The organism is Borreliella sinica, from assembly GCF_033969665.2.
Taxonomy (GTDB): domain Bacteria; phylum Spirochaetota; class Spirochaetia; order Borreliales; family Borreliaceae; genus Borreliella; species Borreliella sinica.
This window is the reverse complement of the sequence record NZ_CP179554.1, coordinates 34,126-52,399: the sequence shown is the minus strand read 5'-3', so window position 1 is coordinate 52,399 and position 18,274 is coordinate 34,126. Positions and strand designations below refer to the sequence as shown.

At 27.7% G+C, this 18,274-nt stretch carries 23 protein-coding genes and 2 pseudogenes; 3 read left to right on the top strand and 22 right to left on the bottom strand.

The features are described from left to right. The 5 genes from QIA41_RS06235 to QIA41_RS06215 form a co-directional block, all read right to left on the bottom strand. A complete protein-coding gene (locus QIA41_RS06235) occupies nucleotides 1–1,353 on the bottom strand; it encodes a PBSX family phage terminase large subunit (RefSeq protein ID WP_418909539.1) in 1,353 nt (450 codons plus the stop codon). Next, nucleotides 1,350–1,916, bottom strand: coding sequence for a DUF603 domain-containing protein (locus QIA41_RS06230; RefSeq protein ID WP_418909538.1), 567 nt, complete (start codon nucleotides 1,914–1,916; stop codon nucleotides 1,350–1,352). The genes QIA41_RS06235 and QIA41_RS06230 overlap by 4 nt, the downstream gene beginning before the upstream one ends. A gap of 157 nt (nucleotides 1,917–2,073) precedes the next feature. Then, nucleotides 2,074–2,535: a DUF643 domain-containing protein gene (locus QIA41_RS06225; RefSeq protein ID WP_418909517.1), complete on the bottom strand. Its 462-nt coding sequence runs from the start codon at nucleotides 2,533–2,535 to the stop codon at nucleotides 2,074–2,076. Nucleotides 2,536–2,697: 162 nt separating this feature from the next. Next, on the bottom strand, nucleotides 2,698–3,429 hold the full coding sequence (locus tag QIA41_RS06220) for a hypothetical protein (RefSeq protein ID WP_418909537.1): 732 nt from the start codon (nucleotides 3,427–3,429) through the stop codon (nucleotides 2,698–2,700). Nucleotides 3,430–3,455: 26 nt separating this feature from the next. After that, complete coding sequence (locus QIA41_RS06215) at nucleotides 3,456–3,998, bottom strand: Erp family outer-surface lipoprotein (protein WP_418909536.1); 543 nt, start codon at nucleotides 3,996–3,998, stop codon at nucleotides 3,456–3,458. Between the two features lie 429 nt (nucleotides 3,999–4,427). On the opposite strand from QIA41_RS06215, the gene QIA41_RS06210 reads away from it, so the two are divergent. Beyond that, a complete protein-coding gene (locus QIA41_RS06210; RefSeq protein WP_418909535.1) occupies nucleotides 4,428–5,204 on the top strand; it encodes a tyrosine-type recombinase/integrase in 777 nt (258 codons plus the stop codon). Nucleotides 5,205–5,209: 5 nt separating this feature from the next. On the opposite strand, the gene QIA41_RS06205 is transcribed toward QIA41_RS06210, so the two are convergent. The 7 genes and pseudogenes from QIA41_RS06205 to QIA41_RS06175 form a co-directional block, all read right to left on the bottom strand. Beyond that, on the bottom strand, nucleotides 5,210–5,635 hold the full coding sequence (locus QIA41_RS06205) for a DUF261 domain-containing protein (protein ID WP_418909534.1): 426 nt from the start codon (nucleotides 5,633–5,635) through the stop codon (nucleotides 5,210–5,212). A gap of 57 nt (nucleotides 5,636–5,692) precedes the next feature. Continuing rightward, nucleotides 5,693–7,038, bottom strand: a pseudogene (locus QIA41_RS06200) (DUF244 domain-containing protein). Nucleotides 7,039–7,926: 888 nt separating this feature from the next. Then, complete coding sequence (bdr, locus tag QIA41_RS06195; RefSeq protein ID WP_418909533.1) at nucleotides 7,927–8,484, bottom strand: Bdr family repetitive protein; 558 nt, start codon at nucleotides 8,482–8,484, stop codon at nucleotides 7,927–7,929. Nucleotides 8,485–8,496: 12 nt separating this feature from the next. Further along, nucleotides 8,497–9,057: a chromosome replication/partitioning protein gene (locus tag QIA41_RS06190; protein ID WP_418909532.1), complete on the bottom strand. Its 561-nt coding sequence runs from the start codon at nucleotides 9,055–9,057 to the stop codon at nucleotides 8,497–8,499. A gap of 16 nt (nucleotides 9,058–9,073) precedes the next feature. Next, nucleotides 9,074–9,856, bottom strand: a complete 783-nt coding sequence (locus QIA41_RS06185) for a ParA family protein (protein ID WP_418909531.1) — start codon at nucleotides 9,854–9,856, stop codon at nucleotides 9,074–9,076. After that, nucleotides 9,832–10,401 carry a DUF226 domain-containing protein gene (locus QIA41_RS06180; protein WP_418909530.1) on the bottom strand — a complete coding sequence of 190 codons (570 nt, stop codon included), beginning with the start codon at nucleotides 10,399–10,401 and terminating at the stop codon, nucleotides 9,832–9,834. Before QIA41_RS06180 ends, QIA41_RS06185 begins: the two co-directional genes overlap by 25 nt. 15 nt (nucleotides 10,402–10,416) lie before the next feature. Continuing rightward, nucleotides 10,417–10,893: pseudogene (locus QIA41_RS06175) on the bottom strand (plasmid maintenance protein); the annotation flags it as partial. A gap of 553 nt (nucleotides 10,894–11,446) precedes the next feature. On the opposite strand from QIA41_RS06175, the gene QIA41_RS06170 reads away from it, so the two are divergent. After that, nucleotides 11,447–12,490: an ERF family protein gene (locus QIA41_RS06170; protein WP_418909573.1), complete on the top strand. Its 1,044-nt coding sequence runs from the start codon at nucleotides 11,447–11,449 to the stop codon at nucleotides 12,488–12,490. Between the two features lie 150 nt (nucleotides 12,491–12,640). Here the strand turns inward: QIA41_RS06170 and QIA41_RS06165 are convergent, their stop codons facing one another. Continuing rightward, on the bottom strand, nucleotides 12,641–13,084 hold the full coding sequence (locus QIA41_RS06165) for an Mlp family lipoprotein (protein WP_418909529.1): 444 nt from the start codon (nucleotides 13,082–13,084) through the stop codon (nucleotides 12,641–12,643). 157 nt (nucleotides 13,085–13,241) lie between these two features. On the opposite strand from QIA41_RS06165, the gene revA reads away from it, so the two are divergent. Continuing rightward, nucleotides 13,242–13,745 carry a fibronectin-binding protein RevA gene (gene revA / locus QIA41_RS06160; protein WP_418909528.1) on the top strand — a complete coding sequence of 168 codons (504 nt, stop codon included), beginning with the start codon at nucleotides 13,242–13,244 and terminating at the stop codon, nucleotides 13,743–13,745. Nucleotides 13,746–13,865: 120 nt separating this feature from the next. Here revA and QIA41_RS06155 read toward each other — a convergent pair whose 3' ends face one another. The 9 genes from QIA41_RS06155 to QIA41_RS06115 all read right to left on the bottom strand — a co-directional run bounded on the left by QIA41_RS06155 (nucleotide 13,866) and on the right by QIA41_RS06115 (nucleotide 18,245). Then, nucleotides 13,866–14,165 (bottom strand): hypothetical protein, encoded by a 300-nt coding sequence (locus tag QIA41_RS06155; RefSeq protein ID WP_418909527.1) that lies wholly within the window; start codon nucleotides 14,163–14,165, stop codon nucleotides 13,866–13,868. A 146-nt stretch (nucleotides 14,166–14,311) separates the two neighbouring features. After that, nucleotides 14,312–14,665: a BBA14 family lipoprotein gene (locus QIA41_RS06150; RefSeq protein WP_418909526.1), complete on the bottom strand. Its 354-nt coding sequence runs from the start codon at nucleotides 14,663–14,665 to the stop codon at nucleotides 14,312–14,314. Then, complete coding sequence (locus QIA41_RS06145; RefSeq protein WP_418909504.1) at nucleotides 14,658–14,993, bottom strand: BlyB family putative holin accessory protein; 336 nt, start codon at nucleotides 14,991–14,993, stop codon at nucleotides 14,658–14,660. The genes QIA41_RS06150 and QIA41_RS06145 overlap by 8 nt, the downstream gene beginning before the upstream one ends. Continuing rightward, nucleotides 14,983–15,330: a BlyB family putative holin accessory protein gene (locus QIA41_RS06140; RefSeq protein WP_418909525.1), complete on the bottom strand. Its 348-nt coding sequence runs from the start codon at nucleotides 15,328–15,330 to the stop codon at nucleotides 14,983–14,985. The genes QIA41_RS06145 and QIA41_RS06140 overlap by 11 nt, the downstream gene beginning before the upstream one ends. A 9-nt stretch (nucleotides 15,331–15,339) precedes the next feature. Beyond that, nucleotides 15,340–15,537 carry a BlyA family holin gene (locus tag QIA41_RS06135; RefSeq protein WP_418909572.1) on the bottom strand — a complete coding sequence of 66 codons (198 nt, stop codon included), beginning with the start codon at nucleotides 15,535–15,537 and terminating at the stop codon, nucleotides 15,340–15,342. 73 nt (nucleotides 15,538–15,610) lie between these two features. Then, nucleotides 15,611–16,417 carry a DUF685 domain-containing protein gene (locus QIA41_RS06130; protein WP_418909524.1) on the bottom strand — a complete coding sequence of 269 codons (807 nt, stop codon included), beginning with the start codon at nucleotides 16,415–16,417 and terminating at the stop codon, nucleotides 15,611–15,613. A 9-nt stretch (nucleotides 16,418–16,426) separates the two neighbouring features. After that, nucleotides 16,427–17,032, bottom strand: a complete 606-nt coding sequence (locus QIA41_RS06125; RefSeq protein WP_418909523.1) for a DUF735 family protein — start codon at nucleotides 17,030–17,032, stop codon at nucleotides 16,427–16,429. Between the two features lie 5 nt (nucleotides 17,033–17,037). Further along, nucleotides 17,038–17,916, bottom strand: a complete 879-nt coding sequence (locus tag QIA41_RS06120) for a DUF276 domain-containing protein (protein ID WP_418909522.1) — start codon at nucleotides 17,914–17,916, stop codon at nucleotides 17,038–17,040. Continuing rightward, entirely contained in the window at nucleotides 17,913–18,245 is a 333-nt protein-coding gene (locus QIA41_RS06115) for a DUF2634 domain-containing protein (RefSeq protein WP_418909521.1), read from the bottom strand. Before QIA41_RS06115 ends, QIA41_RS06120 begins: the two co-directional genes overlap by 4 nt. Nucleotides 18,246–18,274 lie beyond the last annotated feature (29 nt).

Sequence of the window (18,274 nt, the reverse complement as noted above, 5' to 3'; positions counted from 1 at the left end):
TTACAAAAATTTTTGATTGCCAAAATGGACAATGCTATCTTTATATCCTAAAGATAGCATCAAATATGCAGCAGATATTGCATCAAGCGCATCATCGGGGGTTTTATTATCCCCTTTATAAGCGTAAATATCGCTAAATACAGTAGAACTACTATACTTTGCAATATAAAGTTTTTTATAGGTAAAAGGTGTAATTAACGACGCTATTCTACTAAATTTATTAGACTTTGGCTTAACTGGAGCAATTCTGAAATATTGACTCATATTCTTTCTAAGAGTCATATATTCACGCGTCAATCCTCCAGAACCTTTAGTATTATCCCTATCTTCTAAGTAAAGCGTGTGTACATTGAAATTCTGTAATACGGTCTTGACCATATTCATAATATACGGATCATTAGCCGGTCGTTTATCTTGAAATATAAACGCATAATACTTATCATCAACTCTCTCCATAACACATAAAGCGGTATTATCACCCCCAATACTAAACGCTGGGTCTAAATATGCTATCGGACTAGTAAACACATAATCTTGGGTAATATTAATTTGTGTGAAAATTGAGTCGGCACTTGCTATCCACTCTCCTAGTAAAACTCTTGCCTTGTATGCAGGTATATCTTTATAGAGTTTCTCTTGCGTTTTGATAAATTCTTTACTTAGTAGAACATTATCGTAAGTTGTAAAATTATATGTCTTAAAAGTTGCTACATTATCAATATAATCGGTTTTGAAATAATGTTCTGGATGATCCGGATTGGTATCAAAAATAATAGTTTCTTGCCCACGCCTTAGTCTTTTCAAGGCCTCCTCTAAAGTTTGCTTATGTAAAGTAGTAGCCTCATTTACAAAAATAAGCGCTGAATTACTACCCCTAAACCTTCCAAAATCACTTGCCTTGCTCCCACCGTATAAATTAATCCTTAGTGAATCAATCGATATATATGAATTGTTCCTATGTCTGGAAATATAAGAAATATTTAAAAGTTTGCATAGCTTTTCAAATTGTCCCAAAACATTAACTTCAACTGAGCGTTGAGAATTCCCTATGATGAAATTATTGGTATCACTAGAGTATAACTTTTTATTTACAAGTAAACTCTTGAGAAATAAATAACATGCAAGATACGTTTTGCCACTAGCTATTCCACCACTGAGTATAATTTTCTTTTCGTTGTTCTTTTGGATACTTTTTATCACACTCTTTTGCTTTACAGTTAAATATTTCTCTTCAAATTTATCAAAATTAGCCAAAGGGGGGGGTGACTTTATTAATTTAGATATGTCAAATCCAAGCTCTCTTTTGAATTCCTTTTGCAGTGTTTTAAAAAATTCTGTTTCGTATATATTCACTTGTACCCCTTACTACTTTTGTAGTTATTTTTACTCTCAACTTCGTAAGCAGAAGTTAGCTTTTTAATACACTCATAGTAAAGCCCCATTTCCCTTATTGAGTACTCCTTTATCAGGTCATTAAGATCGCTTTTTAGAGAATTAATTTTTTCATTAAAATCTTTTTCATTTTTCTTATTACATTTTTTGCTTAAAAAGGCAATTTCGGATTGTAAATCTTTTATTTTTGAATGCATACTAGCAAGTTCAATGCTAGAATATTGTTTAAATGCACGTATAAACCCTAATTCTAAATTAGAGCGCTCTAAATCTAATTCGCCCTTAATTTCTATAGCTTTAGCCCGAGATTTAAAAGCTTGTGTCATAAAGTATTCAAAAGTATCTTCACTAATCGTTACTATAGAATTCTCGCCAACAAAAGTTTCCCCACTTTCCCATTTTTGTCTCATTCTCCATACATTTACTCTAGAAACCCCCAATTTCGCCGCTATTTCTCCATCATCTAATAATCCCTCTCTAAAATAGACAACATAATCATCAAAAGACCGTTTAACTTTTTTCAAAAATAGTTTCCTAGAGTAACAAAATTAACAAATTGTTAATCTAAATGATAAAGCAATTTAGAAATTTTTTAACATAAACTGATAACTTCTTGATATTTATTGGGGAGTATTTAGTATTTATTGGCTTTTATTGATTTAGGAAGAGTAGTTTGCTAATTTATTGCATTTTAATAAACCTTGACTTTATAAGTTTGTAAAAATATTTCATTTCATCCATAAGATTATTACTTGTGAAAATTTCTTTATCATAGTAGTGTATGCTTATAAATAACATATCTCTAAATTTTTCAATCACATGTGGTTGGTTTCGTTCTGATATTCTTCGTATTATATTATAAAAAATCTTATTAACAAAAAGTAAAAATTTGCCAGAAGCATATTTATCTTCTTCTAATTTTTCCAAACATTTTTCTAGCATTCCTTCCTTGTAGCTATAATTAATCTCAACATTTTTGGAATTTCTATATTTTTCTATTAGATATTTATCTTTTAAAACTTTTTTAATAAATTCTTTTACGGGTTCTAAAGGCCCATTTATTGCTTCATAAACACTGCTTCTTTCCCTTTTTGTCAAATTATCCAAAACATCATAAAAATCAAAAACTTTATTAACATTCATATTATCTATAATAATAGAGCAAAAACATAATATTTTGAATAATGATTATGTTATTTTTAGTTAAAAAAATATCTTAAATAAAAAAACAAGACTAGCAAAAAGTCTTGTTTTTCATATTTTATGCTTTTAAAACCATTTTTTATTACTTTTTTTTCTTAACTTTCAGACTCTTACCCCAATACTTTTAAGTTCTTCTTCAATTTGCTTAATCGCCCCATCTATTATTCCATTTGACATACCACTAGTATCATCATCATTAGAATAACTTACTCTTAAACCTAATGTGTTGGCCTCACTCCAAGCTTGTTGCCCAACACTACCCTTGCCTCTAGCCTGCTCACCATGAGTTACTCCGCTTGCAGATTCAACTTGTTGTTTAAACTCTTCAAATTTCTTTTTAGCATCTTCTAAAGCTTTTTTTCTTTTTGCTATTTTTTCTTTTAAAGTTTTCTCAAGGGTTTCTAATTCCTTTTCAAGTTTTTCTTTATCTTCTTTTTTATCTTTTAATTTTTCTTCTAATTCTTCTTTTATTTTTTTTATCTCTTCTTCATAACTAGAATACGCATTGAGAGAGGTTTTATCATCCGATTTATCTATCTTTTCCTTCAATTCTTTTATTTTTTTTTCAATCTCTTCTTTTTCTTTATCTTCTTTTTTATCTTGTTGACCGCCACTTTGTGCTTGTGGAACTTTTAATATAGGCGTATTATCGTGATGATTTGGCGGAAATACTGGGGGTGGATTAAATAAACTGTTTTTAGGATCATCCCCCTGCATTAATTCTTTATCTACGTATGCTTTTAAATTTTGCTTTAAATCTTCACCACTTGCATAATTTTTACAAGAAATTATCAGCGCAAAAACAGCATAAATAATCAAAATTTTTTTATTCATTAATAATATCCCCTACGTTTAAAATTTTATTTTAAATTCTTTTTAAGCTCTTCTAGTGGTATTGCATATTCAGCAGTTTTATCCCCTGAATCTCCTTTAATTTTATCTCCTGAAAATGTAATATATTCGGAATTATCAATTTTCTCTATCTTTGTTATTATCTGTTTATTTTGGATACCGCTTGTATGACCTTGTTCGTTATTATACCCATAATAAAAACTGGTTTTGAATGTTCCCCCTTCAGTCATTGCTTTTACAAAGTTATTAACTTCTGACTCTTCTACTTCAAAGAATGTGGAACTGTGCCCACCAGCATTTAAACCCGTTGCAATACCATATTCTCCTTTTCTTCTTTCTTCTTTTCTTACAACTAAATCTCCCAAGTCTGTCCAATTACCACTATTATCTTTATTTTTAATTTTTACAGTAAATTCAGAGAATTTTATTTCATTACTACTTACTTGCTCCCTTAAACTACTTTGCTCACTTGAACTACTTGTACTTGTAAAATTCTTGCAAGAACTTATCAGTGCAAAAACAGCACAAATAATCAACATTTTTTTCATCATAAGTTACTCCTACGAAGATAAGCTTAATTCAATACTCAATAATTACAATTTTTTAAAGATTTAATTAATTAATTTTGTTACATTTTGTGTTACATATTAACAAAATGAAAATGTAATTTTAATCAACTCTTGAAAATCTCTCCATTGCAAATGCCTGACTCATTACAAAAGATTACAAAAGATATACAAATTAAATTTCAGGGTATTTGCTATATATCACTTAAAGTATAGTATCTTTCTTAAGTGCCCCCCTTTAAAATCACCACTTCTGTTTACTACAGCTATTCTATAGCTCAAATTCTTCATGCAATGAGAGCTAACAAAATTTGACTAAAATTTTTTGTTTTTGGTAAAATAGAAATTACAATTTTCATATATTTTTATTACTTTTACTTAATTTAAAAGTAACACTTGTAAGGAGAGGACTTTATGGACTTTAATAATTATCTTAATTTAAATAAAGGTGATACAGATTTTTTCCTCAAAATATTTAAAGATTATCTAAAAGTTATAGATGAAAATAAAATTCTTAAAAATACACTAGAAAATTCAACTAAAAACAAAAAAGAAAATTTAAAACCCAGTCCCAAGTTTTACTTAACTCCAAAAACTAGCAAAATAATTGTAAAATGTATTAAACAACTAAAACAAATTGATCCAATATCTGGCTGGTTTGTATATCTGCTTTTAATAAGTGGCTGCAGGGGCACTGAACTTCAAAAAGTAAAAATGCAAGATATAACACAGTTATCAAGTAAAACGGGGGAAACTTTTTACAATATAAAAGTAAATGTGGCAAAAAAAAGAAGTGTCACCTGTATTAGAGAAATTGTTATTAACTCAAAAGAATTCGGCGCTATTCAAACGGCACACAAAAATCACTTCGAAGAAAAAAATCTTGATACTAGAAGAACTTATCTTTTCCAAAAAACCAAACATAAATTTAAAGATAATCAAATTAGCATTATCCATATTTCTAATAAATTCAAAAATCTTCTTAAAAAATCGGGCTTTAAGGCTAATAAATCGCTTCATTTATGCAGAAATTTGTTTGTTTCAAATTTAAAAGCCAATGGCTACAATTCTTTTCAAATTAAAGAACTTATGAAATATTCTTCAACACATGAAATTGATAATATCTATGGGCTCTCTTCTGCTAACAAAATTCAAGCCTATAAATTAGCCAAAAATAGCTTAAAGCTATAGCGGGACTATTTTAGCCTAAATATACGTTTTGAAGTTACTTTAAATTCTTTTCCGCGGGGTTTTAAATTAAGCGAATCGTATAATATCTCTTGTCTTTCTGTAGCAATAAAGTGAAATCCAGCAACTCCCTTAATTTTAACCTCACTAATTTCAAACTCATTAGCAGTCCCAAAATAATTAAAAGCCTCATATCTCACGCTGCTTCTAATTCCATAGTAATTAAGTATCATACATGGATTTTTAATAAAACAATTGCTTCTAATATAATCAAGCCCTAAAAATCTGTAATACGCTGCATTTATATCAAAAACGTCAAATTCTATCTTCTTAAGTACACTTGCATAGTAATGTAGACACAAGAAATAGCAACCCCATTTTTGTATCTCTACTATTAAACCCTTATTACTTTGCTTTATTTTACTAATATTCATTAATTAAACCTCCGATTTTAATTTATTTTTTTAATTCTTTTATTTTTGTGCCCCCACTCAAAAGGGGACACTGTTCGCATACGACATATTGCTTATACTGCTTGGGAAAAAGGCTTTACGGCCTATTGAAGAAAGTTCAGTAAATCTATCCGCTATTGCCCTTTTCTTGGCGTCATAATTGAATATAAATTCCTTAAATCTATAATTTACACTGCTATTAATCAGTGGATATTCCTCCAAAATCTTGTCAATTTTAATCTTGAGTAAATCCTTTATGGGTTTTTCTCTTTTTTTGTTTTCATTTTGAATTTTATTTAATTCTGATTTTAAATTTTCAATCTCAATCAGGCCATTCTCAAGATTTAAAGCTGACTGATCAGTCTTAATCTCAAGGTCTATACACTCAACATACTCTACAAATTCATTTACCCAATTAAACTCAACTCCAGATTGATAAAAATCACTCTTTACTACCAACTCTTCAATCTCTTCAACAAGATTAATAAACGTTTCATTATCTCATAATCACTTGCAATTAATAAATTAATCCCATGGTTTTTAGCAATTTCGTTTCTTATATTAAAAATTTCCCGCTCACATTTTTGAACAAATTCTAAAACTTTTGATATTAAAGAGTCATTTCTTTTTATCTTACAGTTAACTGGTGTAGCGTCTATCAAGAAGAATAAATTACAATGCTCAAGTCCAGTACATGCTAATTGTATTTGTGCTTGCACATAATATTTGAAAAAATACTTACTACTTAAAAAATTACCATTTTTATTGTACTCCGCTATAGCACTACTCATATAATTAGAGTCACTACTTTTAATCTCTAAAAGTTCTTTATTGCCTTCCTTATTAATAAACCAACCGTCAATTGTTGAGCCTACTAAATTTTCTGAACCATTTATTTTTTTTGAATAATTATATTTATCAACACCGTTGGCATATTTGTTTTTGTATAGTACATCAATATCATCACCATGTGCTTTAACAAATTCTCTAAATCCTAAATTTTCTAACTCTTTACCCTTGAGCATATATAAATTCTCTTCAAAAGGCATACTCATACCAAAATATTTAAGCACTCGGTTGATCATTAAGTCTTTAAGTCCAGCTCCACCAATTAGAACAGTGCCCACTTCACTAGCCCCATATTTGTCGAGTTTGTTTCTTTGTACGCTAAAATCAATATTTCGATTAAATTTAAAACATTCTTGCTTACTAATTCCGGGTAATTTTTTGCCTATCTTGCTTAATTTGCTTTTTTCTTTAACAACAATATTTGGGGTTTCTTCAAACACTTCACAACCAATAAAACTTTGTTGCTCAAAATTCCTCATTTTAGATACTCCGTTATCTTGAATATTAAAATTATTATTTTTTGATATTTCTTGCATTTCATGCTCCTTCATTTATGATTAATAATAAATATATAGCAAAAACTATTTTTGACAATTTTTTTACAAAAATTTTTGCAAAAAGAAGTGGGACTTAACGAAATTCTTTTATTAGAAAATCTGTTAAGTCCCAACCCAATCAGATTAATGATTAATTTTGATTTATGCAACATTATTTTTAGCTATATATATTATATGGCAAAAACTATTTTTGTCAACTTTTTCTTAAAACCGGTGGGACTTAACCAAATTCCCTTTTTAGAAAATCGGCTAAGTCCCACTAAAATGTAAATACCGAAAAATCAAAAAATTAATTTTATGCCTAAACCTGAAATCAACAGACATTCGGAAAAATACACATAAAATATAATCTGTAAACAGATTATATAACAAAAACTATTTTTGTCAAGTTTTTTATAAAAAATTTTTTGTAAAAAATAATATGGAGAACTTATAAAAAATCTCTTATGAAAGAGATTCCATAAATTCCCACTACTGATTTTTTTGGAAAATTCTAAATAAATAACCTTCGTTGATGTTTATGCAATCAACGTTATTTGACAATATATAACAAAAATAGCTGTTGTCAATTTATTTGTAAAACTTTTTGTAAAAAATAGTGGGTACTTTATTAAAATCTCTTGTTAAAAGACTTTAATAAAGTCAAGGGTTTAGCAGAATTTATTATAAAAATAATTCTACTAATTAATCATAATTCAATTTAGAATTAAAATCAATTTGTCTTTTTACCAAAAAAGAACTTATTTAAATTCTATTGTTAAAAAGTTTAAACAAGTTTTAATTTATAATAGATCAAAAATATAATATTACTAATAAGTAATTTTCATCAGCATTATAATACGTTTAAAAAAGATAATTATTATTTCATTATTTAATGAGTTGTAAATATTTCATAAATAAAGCATTTAAAATTGGCCCAAGAATTGCCGCCGTTAATATCATAAAATGCATTAATCTATTTCCCATATTAAGATCTTTACGTAAATTCTTTTCTACACTATCTATTTTAGTGTTTAAACTCTTCTCTACACCATCTATTTTCGCATTAAGTTCATTTTTTACACTATCTATTTTACTATCTAATCTAGATATATCTTTTTGTAAGCTCTTCTCTACATTGTCAATCTTATTGTTTACACTATCAATCTTAGTATTTAAATTTTTTTCTACATTATCTATTTTAACGTCTAAATTAGATATATCCTTTCGTAAATTTTTTTCTACATTATCTATTTTAACGTCTAAATTAGATATATCTTTTTGTAAATTCTTCTCTACATCGATTATTTTCTCTTTTAAATATTCAAAGTTGTAATTATCATTATGAAGAAAAACAAAATCTATTGCCTCCTCACTAAAACCCATATTCAAAAATTCATTTTTTATACTTTCTATGTTATATGTTCTGTACGCTAAACTGTTCATAAAATCCCTTTATTATCCTTTTAATTGCTTATATTCTTTTAGAATTTTTTTAATCATTTCTTTTTCATTATTAAATAATTTGTCTAAAAGATACCCGGTAAACTTAGCGTTGCTTTTGTAAAAATCATAACTTTCTTTACTTTTAAGTTGGAATCTCAATGGTTTAATTGGATTTTTTTTTGATTTTTTAAATGTTGGACTTTCTTTATCTTGTATTAAATCAAGAGAATTATGAATGCCATTTTCTATTACATAGTCTTCTTTAATAAGCCCTTCTTGCAAAGCATTTGCTAATTTTAAATAATTATACGCCTGGGTTCTTGCTATATTATAATCTTTTACAAAAGCAAAAAAACTTTTATATCCATCCAACTTATAATATTCATTATCTTTAATTTCTTTTAAAATTCTAATGTTGTCCACTTTGTGAAATATTTCTTTTCTAAAATTAGCTTTCAATCTATCTTTTAAAGAATTATAATGAGTAATTGCATCTTCATTGGTAACAATTTTTTTTTCTGCATCTGGATCTATTTCTTCTGACAAAACCCTTTTGTTTAATTCTATTTTCATAAAAACCTCCTTTATTTCAAGATTGTCCAGATTGTGAACAACCTTTTATAATATATTTTTCATGCATAGTGAAAAATTTTGACAATACTTCTTTATATTCATTGATATAATCTTTAGTCATATCAAATTCATCATTGCCAGTAATTTTCTTATTTAAATTTTCTCTTTCATGAACAATTCCTAAAAATCCTTTTTTAGACCTAACATGTTGTAATAACTCTTTATGGGTATTGTTTTTTTTAAATCTTGTTATAAGAATGTAAATTGGAATTTTTATTTTTAAATTTTTAATATAAAATTCTAATAAATCCAAACTTTCTACTGCCCATTTTTCTGCCGTCATTGGCACTATTATGCAGTTGCTAGTTAGCAAAGCGTTTGATAAAGTAAAATCTAAGCTAGGATTAGTATCCATTATTATATAATCGTAATTTTGTTTTAAAAAAATTAAATTATCCTTTAATCTCAACTCTTTAAGGGGAATAAATTCACTTGAAAATTTATGCAAACTTAAATAACTCGGTATTAGGTCTAAATTATCTTTAATATTAACAATTGCATCATTTATATCTAATTTTTCTTTCAATACTCTGTATATGTTTTCACTTACAATATTAATCTTTTGATTTGTAATTTCTTTGTAAAAATAACTGGTAGTAGATGCTTGAGTATCTATATCTATTAATAATACTTTATATTTTTGAGCTAACAAAGTAGCAAATATAATTGCACTTGTACTTTTACCAACACCGCCCTTGATTGACGCAATTGTTATTATTTTAGGTTTTTTATTATCCATTTTGTTAGTGGTCCTTGTTCCGGGTATTTTTTCCCATAAAATTCATATACTTGTTTTTCCAAATCTGTAAACATACTAAATAATATTTTGTTGTAGTGATTATTCATTCTCTCTCTATATAATAAGCGGTATAATCCTTTAAAGTAGAAAAAAACGCTACCTGCTTTAAATCTAACTTCCATGTAATATGCCCTTGCAAAACCATAAGATTTTCTATTCCCATTTACTTCATACTTTACAAAAGCTTTTTTTATTGGTTTTCTAAATCCATAAAAAAGGCCCAAAAATTTGTCCCCCTTTTTTTCGGGATATAAGTGAGTCTCTTGAACAATTCTTTCCCCATTAAATAATGCCCTTAATGATACTCTAAATTCATTTTGTTTCTTTTTTTTATTCTCATAAACTCCAAATTTGTATAAATCCATCATTATTGATGTGTGGTACATTGCTTTATCACTTTCTTTCTCAATTTTTATAAATCTATCTTTATTTTTGCACTCAACTTTGCATTTACCTTTTTTTATTGGCTCGGGTGCAGTTTCCATATTTAATCCTTATATAACCTTTTTGTTTCTTTCTTCTTTTTTATTATTATTTTTATTACTTAAACACTCCCCCGAATATACACTCCCCCCTAAAGGGAATTTGTCCAAATAGTGTTTTTCAACTCTTTTTTTGAATCTTGATTGTTTTTTATCTTCAAAGAATTTGTTTATCTTAAAGTAACACTCTTTTTTTGGAAAATTAAGTTTATAGTAAATTTCAGTCCCACGATTTACCCCCAAGTGTTTGTGGTAATTTGATGTAACTTTTATATCTTTTTTTAATTTATAAAGATATTTTTGCAATGTTTTTAGTGTAACAATATCTAGACCATTTCGTTTTAGATTTTCATTAAAGTGATAGAGTATGGTTTTTTGTGTATATTTCTTATATTTTTTGTTTATGTAGGCTAGTGTTGAAATAAGAACAATTAATTTGTATTGGTGTTTGTTGTGGCAATTTGGGATTTTTTTATTGGTTATAACTTCTAGCATTTTATGCTCCTTTACTTATGATTAATAATAATTAATAATATAATGCATAATTTTGATTTAAAAGTAAATACTTTCCTAAAAAATATTTAATTTAATTATTAATTTCATTAATTAAATACACTTTTTGTAATTTAAAGAAAATAAATTGATTTTAAGTTTAAGTTAGACTATACTACAAGTATCGTGGTGAAACACTTTCATTTGTTTTGCTACTTTATTTATGATAATTTTCAAGAAATGTAATGTAAGGGTTTAGCTTAGTTCTTTAAGAAGAGAATCTAGCTAAGCCCTCATTTTTTTGATAACCCCAATTTATAATTTAAAATCAAATTGAGATATACTACAAATATCGTGGTGAAACACTATCATTTGTTTTGCTACCTTTATTTTGAATTTACAAAAAAATAAGAATATGGTGGGTACTTAACGAGATTCTTTAACAAGAGAGTTTGGTTAAGTCCCACTTCTTTTTTTGCAAAAATTTTTGTAAAAAAATTGTCAAAAATAGTTTTTGCTATATATTTATTATTAATCATAAATGAAGGAGCATAAAATGCAAGAAATATCAAAAAATAATAATTTTAATAATCAAGATATGCAAAATAATATCCAAAATAATATTCAAGCAGAAATTAAATTCTTAAACGATATGGATACTTTACTTAGAAATTTACCGGGTATTGATAAAAGTCTTACAAATAAAGGGCTTAAATACAAATACCAAGATTTCAATGACATAGTAGAAGAAATATACAACGTTATTGAAAAGCATAATTTGGATCTTATGTTTAGGCAATTTCCAATGTTTAGAGAGGGTCAATATGGCATAGTTGATTATATTAGAACTACATTTTACAGTAAAAGTACTGGGTATAGAGAATCATTTGATACGCGAATTCATATAGATGAGGCTAAAACTATAAATACATTACCACAAAAAGTTGGATCATCTATTACTTATTTTAAAAGGTATACTTTAGTCGCTTGTCTTAACATAAGAAGTGAAGTTGATACTGATGCAGCGCCTATTTACAATAATGATGATAATTATGTTGCCAATAGACAAGCTAGTGTTAATCGAAAGCAAGAACAAACTGTTGTTAATCACTATCAGAAAAAAGAGAGATTTTATAATCAGAAAAGCAATATTTCAGAACAAAAAAACAACACTATTCAAGTCCAGAAAAAAGATATTAATCTAGAACAAAAAAAAGATAGGCTTTATTATTACAGCATTTTTAAAGAAGCGTTGTCTAATATAAAAAATTGGGTAAACAGCTCTACAACAAAAGAGAATATAAACTCAATTATTCAAAAAATAAGCTTTATTCAAAATATAGACCCCAATGATGTTGATGATATCAAGAAAATTGAAGCCGATTTAATCTCGTATTTTGAAAAAAATAGTGATTTCAAGAGTATAAACTATTGGGCTGAGATTATAAAAGACTATTTTAAGAGAAATAATAGATTAAAGGATTTACAAGATTTTGAAAAGTTTATGTCGTTTAAAAAGCCTATGTATGGTGCTAGCCCGCTAATATTCTTTAGTGTCTTAAAAAAAGATAAACAATTTGATTATATATTTGCAGCATAGCAATAGACCATAGCGATATCCTTCCATAGCAAGCCCCCCAATATAGGGGGGTTTTGCTATAGGTATAATTTAGGTGTTTATGCTTAAGCACTATTTTAATTGTTCCAATTGCTCGCAAGACTTCAATAATGTTGGGTGGTGTTGTTATTATTAACCACCAGCATTACAGGTACTATCTGCTTGACTTGCAAAATTATCTATTCCACCGCCAAGCGCACCTTGAACAATTTGTTTAAAAGTGTTTTTCTGTTCATCAGCTTTATCCCCGGTACATTTATCAAGTTCACTTTTTATATGATCCAGTGCTGTTTTTATTTTACTTTCATCATATCCCAAGAATTTATCAAATTCTCCATCATCAGTTAAAGCGGTTTTTAACCAGTCAAGTTGTGTTTTTTGATCATCAGATAGCTTTTCTCTAAGAAGTTCTTCTTTGGATTTTGGTTTTTCTTGTTGTACTTTTTCTTGGCTTAAATCGCGCTTTTGTCTACTTTGTGATTGTTTGGCATTGTTTTTTAAAGTGTCATTATCATTAGAATTACAGCCATTTAGAACAAGTAAAAATAAACAAAATAATATATTTATAATTTTCATTTTTATCTCCTTTTATTATCTTCAGTACAATACATTAAGTAAAAAATATTCTTGTAATTATAGACCCTATTTTTATAAATTTTTGTTTGAGAAAGAAATTTATATTTTGCAATGTTGCGCTAGCTTTATTTAATTATTTTAAATCAAGGAGTAACTAATGAAAAATAAAAATTTAGTTAAATTATTTTTTATATCATCATTATTATTTATAATGGCTTGTAAAGCGTTTATGGGAGGAGAAGCGTATGCAGACGAAAAAAAAGAAATAGATTCTTTGCTTTTAGATATTTCAAAACTTAATAATAAAGAGGTTGGTGGTGAAAAAAAGTTTAAAGATTATAAAGATAAAATAAATGAATTGAAAGAAAGATTTAAGGATATAAGTGATCCAGGGCTTAAAGAGAAACTATTAAAGTTGGAAAATCTATTCCAAGATAAATTAGCAGCCAAATTGGCAGCGTTAAAAGCAGCTAAACAAACTATCGAGGGTATTACTAATAAAGATAGTGAAAAAAATAAAATATGGTCAGAAGCAAAATTGGTCGGAGTAACTATAAAGTATAATGGAAACACTACTGCTGGCAATGGAACAACAATGTCTAATGAAGCTGTAGAACAAATAGATAAAATAATAAAATTCTTAGAAGAAGGCACTAATTAATCAGGCAATAATTATATCAAATTAATTTTTATAACAGAAGAAATCTCTAGATATTAAGCTTAATCCAATATCTAGAGATTTTAACATTTAAATTTTAAAAAATATTACACAAGCTATAAATTATTTTTTCTTTTCTTTGTATATTACGACAAATCCGGTACCTATTAAATGACTTAATGTTTTGACTTCAAAGATATTTTCGGGGCCCACTTGGTTAATAAAATTTTCTAAGCCTATCCTTAAAATTTCAAATGGATTTTTATTCTCATCTTCTTTTTTTACAGGGAAATTATATTCTGGATTCTTTGATAACATTAAGGTTTTAACTTTTATAATTTCATCTTTTTTAATTTCATAAGAAATTAAATTATTAATACCGATAATAAACATAAATAATATTAATAAATTAATTTTTTGCATATTGCACTCCTTAATAAATAGAATATTGGTAAGCTTATCTCTTTATTAAGATTTATTCCAAAAATAAAATTCATTTAAATATGGTAGTGATAAACGGCTTTAAGATTATAAAGTATAATTTCTTGCAAGAAAAAACTTTTTGTAATTCACATTTTTAATCTTGAATACTGATTATAAACTTTTTTTGCTATTGGTTTTGTTTTTTGGATATACTCTAAAAGTAGTTTGATATTATGTTTTACTGAAGGCATTGAGTGTTCTTCTTTTAGTGTTGATAAGTCTGGGTAAGTGAATTCTGGATAATTTGGGTCATTAACTTTCACTTTTGTTTTAGCCAAAAATGTTACAAGGTACATAACATATTCTGATAGTTGAGTCTCATATTTGGCTAAAGCCCCTAGTGTTTTAATAATTGGCGGTTTTGGCTCGTCTGGTAGCCCCGCAATAGTTCTACAACATAGCAGTAAAGTAAGTAATAAAAAGTTTACTAGTTTACGCATTTTCGCCCCTTTTAAGCATATCTACGTATTCTTTCATGATTTTGTTTCGTTTTGCTTTTAATGAGGAGATAATTCTATTACTTTTACTGCTAGAAATAGCCTCTATTATCTCAATATTGTATTTTAATATCTCTTGTATTTCTTCAAATATTTTCATTGACTCGGCTTTTTCCATAGATTTTAGTGTCCCAATATATGTCTTGTAGAAGAAATTTACTATACTACTAAAAGTATTAATATAGTTATGATCAATGTTTGTATCGGTTTTAGCTATGTTGGTTAAGCTAGATAATAAATTAAGCCCCAATTCAAGAGTATTATTTTGCATTATTTGTTTCCTCTTGGTAGATAGGTTTTCCATCCCGATTGAATTTTAGATTATTGGATACTTTTAGATTTTTTTCATCAGAATTAATTAAATCAACAAGTGTATTGATTTTCTCATTTATTGGGGTTAGCTTTTTAGCTATTGTTGGGCTTAATGCATTTTCAAGTCTTTCCATATTTGATTTATAGATTAGTGTGTAATGAGAATACAATTCATAGATTAATAAAAATCCTTTATGTGCAATTTCATCAAATTCATCTTCAAATTTAGAAAATATATCAATAAGGCTTGATATGGATGTAAGCCCAATTTCAAGATTATCTTTAGACAACTTCATAAATTAATCTCATTTTTTAATACGGCCGCTATTGCCATTTCCATTGCCATTTTTAAAAAACTTACCTATTAGTATAGACAATATGTCTTTTAGTAAAGGTTTTAGAAGAAATAACACCCCAAGAACTATTACTGTTACAAAAATCATAACTGCTATAAGCTTAATTTCATTTAAATTGATAAGAAGTTCTGTTAATTTAATGTCCATTTTTTTAATCCTCATTTTAATTTTTTATTTATATATACAGTATATACCAAAATTTTAATTTTTGCTAAAAAATTTACAGTTTCATAAGGTATGGAACATTACTCCCCGATAAGTAGGATCTTTTTTGGATATACCATCCTTTATACATTGGGAATCTAGAGTCAATATCAGAGTAGCTTTTATGTTGGTAAACTAAATTTCCCTCAGTTTCATCTGAATATTTTAGGTATAATTTTTTTGTTTCATTGTAATGATGTATTATCGCAAGTTCTATATCAAGGTAAATGATTTGATTATCAAAACTTTTATAAAAAAGAAGACTTACTTCTTGATAGTCTGTAAAATCGATAACTGTTCTTTTTTGTTCGTAGCTAGACGGATAAATTGTAGAGCCCGAAACCTTGCCCTCATAGGAAAAGTCTGACGGCACACCAAGTAATTGTTTAGGAATTGGAGTTTTTTGAATAGTGCTTGAAGACATTATCAAAAGATCGTCACTTCTAGATAGAGTGGCTGCTGATATGCTATTTGTTAGGCGCGATTTAATTTTGCTAAAAAGGTTGGAAAGCTTATCAGAACCGTTATCAATTAGCTTGTCAGCTATTTTAGCGTAAACTTTTTCTACAAAGCTTGTATCAGCTGCTAACTCTTCCGCAATTGTAGACTTAATTATCTCTTTAAACTCCCCCAGTCCTTCTCCCTTAAATGTTTTGTCTTTAACTGTTTTTAAGAAGTTTTTAAAGGTAATAGCGTTGCAGCTTGCAGCCCCATCATCAAGCAATAAAAGGTCGGTGTTTTCAACTTTAGTTACCTTATTTAAATCTTTAATCTGAACCGTTTCTTCCTCATCAATTAGTAATTTTTCTTCACCCTCAGCCATAAAGCCTCCTTAATTATTAAAAGTGATAATATTTTCACCATCTTTATTGTTAATCTTAAGAACTCTACCAATAGGAATAATCCCTTTTATAAAAGCGTAAATTGAATGATCATATCCTTTAGGAAGAGAGTTGAATACCAAAGCCTTTTTAGATAGAACGTACCCCTTTTTCTTTTCTCCAATTAGTATTTTTTTTGGCCGTTTTTCTTTTGCAGTGCTAGGCGAAATAAATGTGATAAAGTTTGTCTTTATTGGGCCTTTTAAGCCTATATCAATAACGCCAGCTTCAGGGGTAGTAACTGTAATATCCACATTTAAAAACGCCTTGAAAATCAGTCTAAACGACTCATCAGTGCCAATATGTCGTAAAGCAAAAATAACACTATTGATATTGCTTGTAATACTTTGTAGAGTCTGAGTTTTTGCATAGAAAATCGACAGGACTTGAGATATCCATATAGCAACATATCGTGATTTTATATTCTCTTTTGCGTCAATGGTTATAAGGTTAGAATTAAGAAACCTAAGCTCATTGAGAAGTTGTTGTGCGTATTCAGTTTCTGTACGCAAAAATTTCTGAATTTCGGTGTCTTTCAAAAAATTAGGTATTTTCATAATTTTTAAGTATCAATGTTAATAAGTAGTCGTTCAGTTGTGTTGAAAAGCAGTATTGTATCATCAGTAATGGCAATATCTTCGTTTTTCTTAAAATCACTATCACTGATTTTTGAAATACTTTCAGTGTCTGTATCTTTAACACAGGCTGTAATTTCCATAAACTTAATTCCCTTTACTTCATTAACTGGAGCAAAAAAGTCTTGATATTCAAAGCTAATTCCCATATCAGAATAGTTATTTGAAATAATCCGAGAATATATATCTCTAATTTGAGAGTCTATGTTTAAGTAAAGATAGTTTTTAAGATCAAGTTTATACTTTACTTTCATATAAACATATTTTCTTTTGCCTAGGGATATTTTGTAAGATTTAAGTTGTCCAGTTGAGTTGAGTCCATCAATTTCTATATCTCCCTCAAGTAAAGTGCCACTAGGGGTTGTAAGATATAATGTTTCCCAAAGTTTAGCTTTAAATTCTGGATTATTAATAGTAGTTTTACCAGCGTCTAGTAAATCTTCTTTAAGAATTAGATATATATTAGCTTTACCAGCGGAACTTTTTATATTTGCGTGTTCTACCCCATTAAGATTAAGTAGAGCAGCCCTAACTTCACTGTAAGTTGTGCTTTTAGAAGAAATGTGTTCTTCAATTGCAGTCCAATAGGTGCCACCGGGTTTCATTTTAGAAAAAAAGAGATTAAGTTCACCGATTATTTCTTCTTCAATTAATGCTAAAGAATATGCAATAATGTTGTAAATTGAGCTGTTACTATCATCAATGTTAATTCCATAATTTGAGCGGAGATATTCCCTTTTTGATCTTACTATATCCTTAATTGTACGCTTTAGAATACCAAAATCAGAGTCAAAAACAATGCTCATAAATTAAACTCCATATTTAAAATATCCCCAGAGAAAAAAAAGGATATTTGTGCTTTTTGGTCTTTTACAGAAATAGAAATATTTATTATGTCTAAGTTAAGTTCTTTAGAAATTTCATGAAAATAATTTTTCACGGCTTGAAAATTGTTAATCTTGAACAGTTTTAAAAGTAAGAAGTAGTCCAGTCCCCAATGAGGAGAATAACTTAGGCTACCCTTTAAGGCTTTTAGGAATATAAACAATTTTTGTTTTTGCTCGTCAATTCCATCAACAAGCGAAAAATCATTATTAAATACCAATTCAAAATTATTACCAATTCTTAAATCCATGCTATTAATTATAGCATATTTAGCAAAAA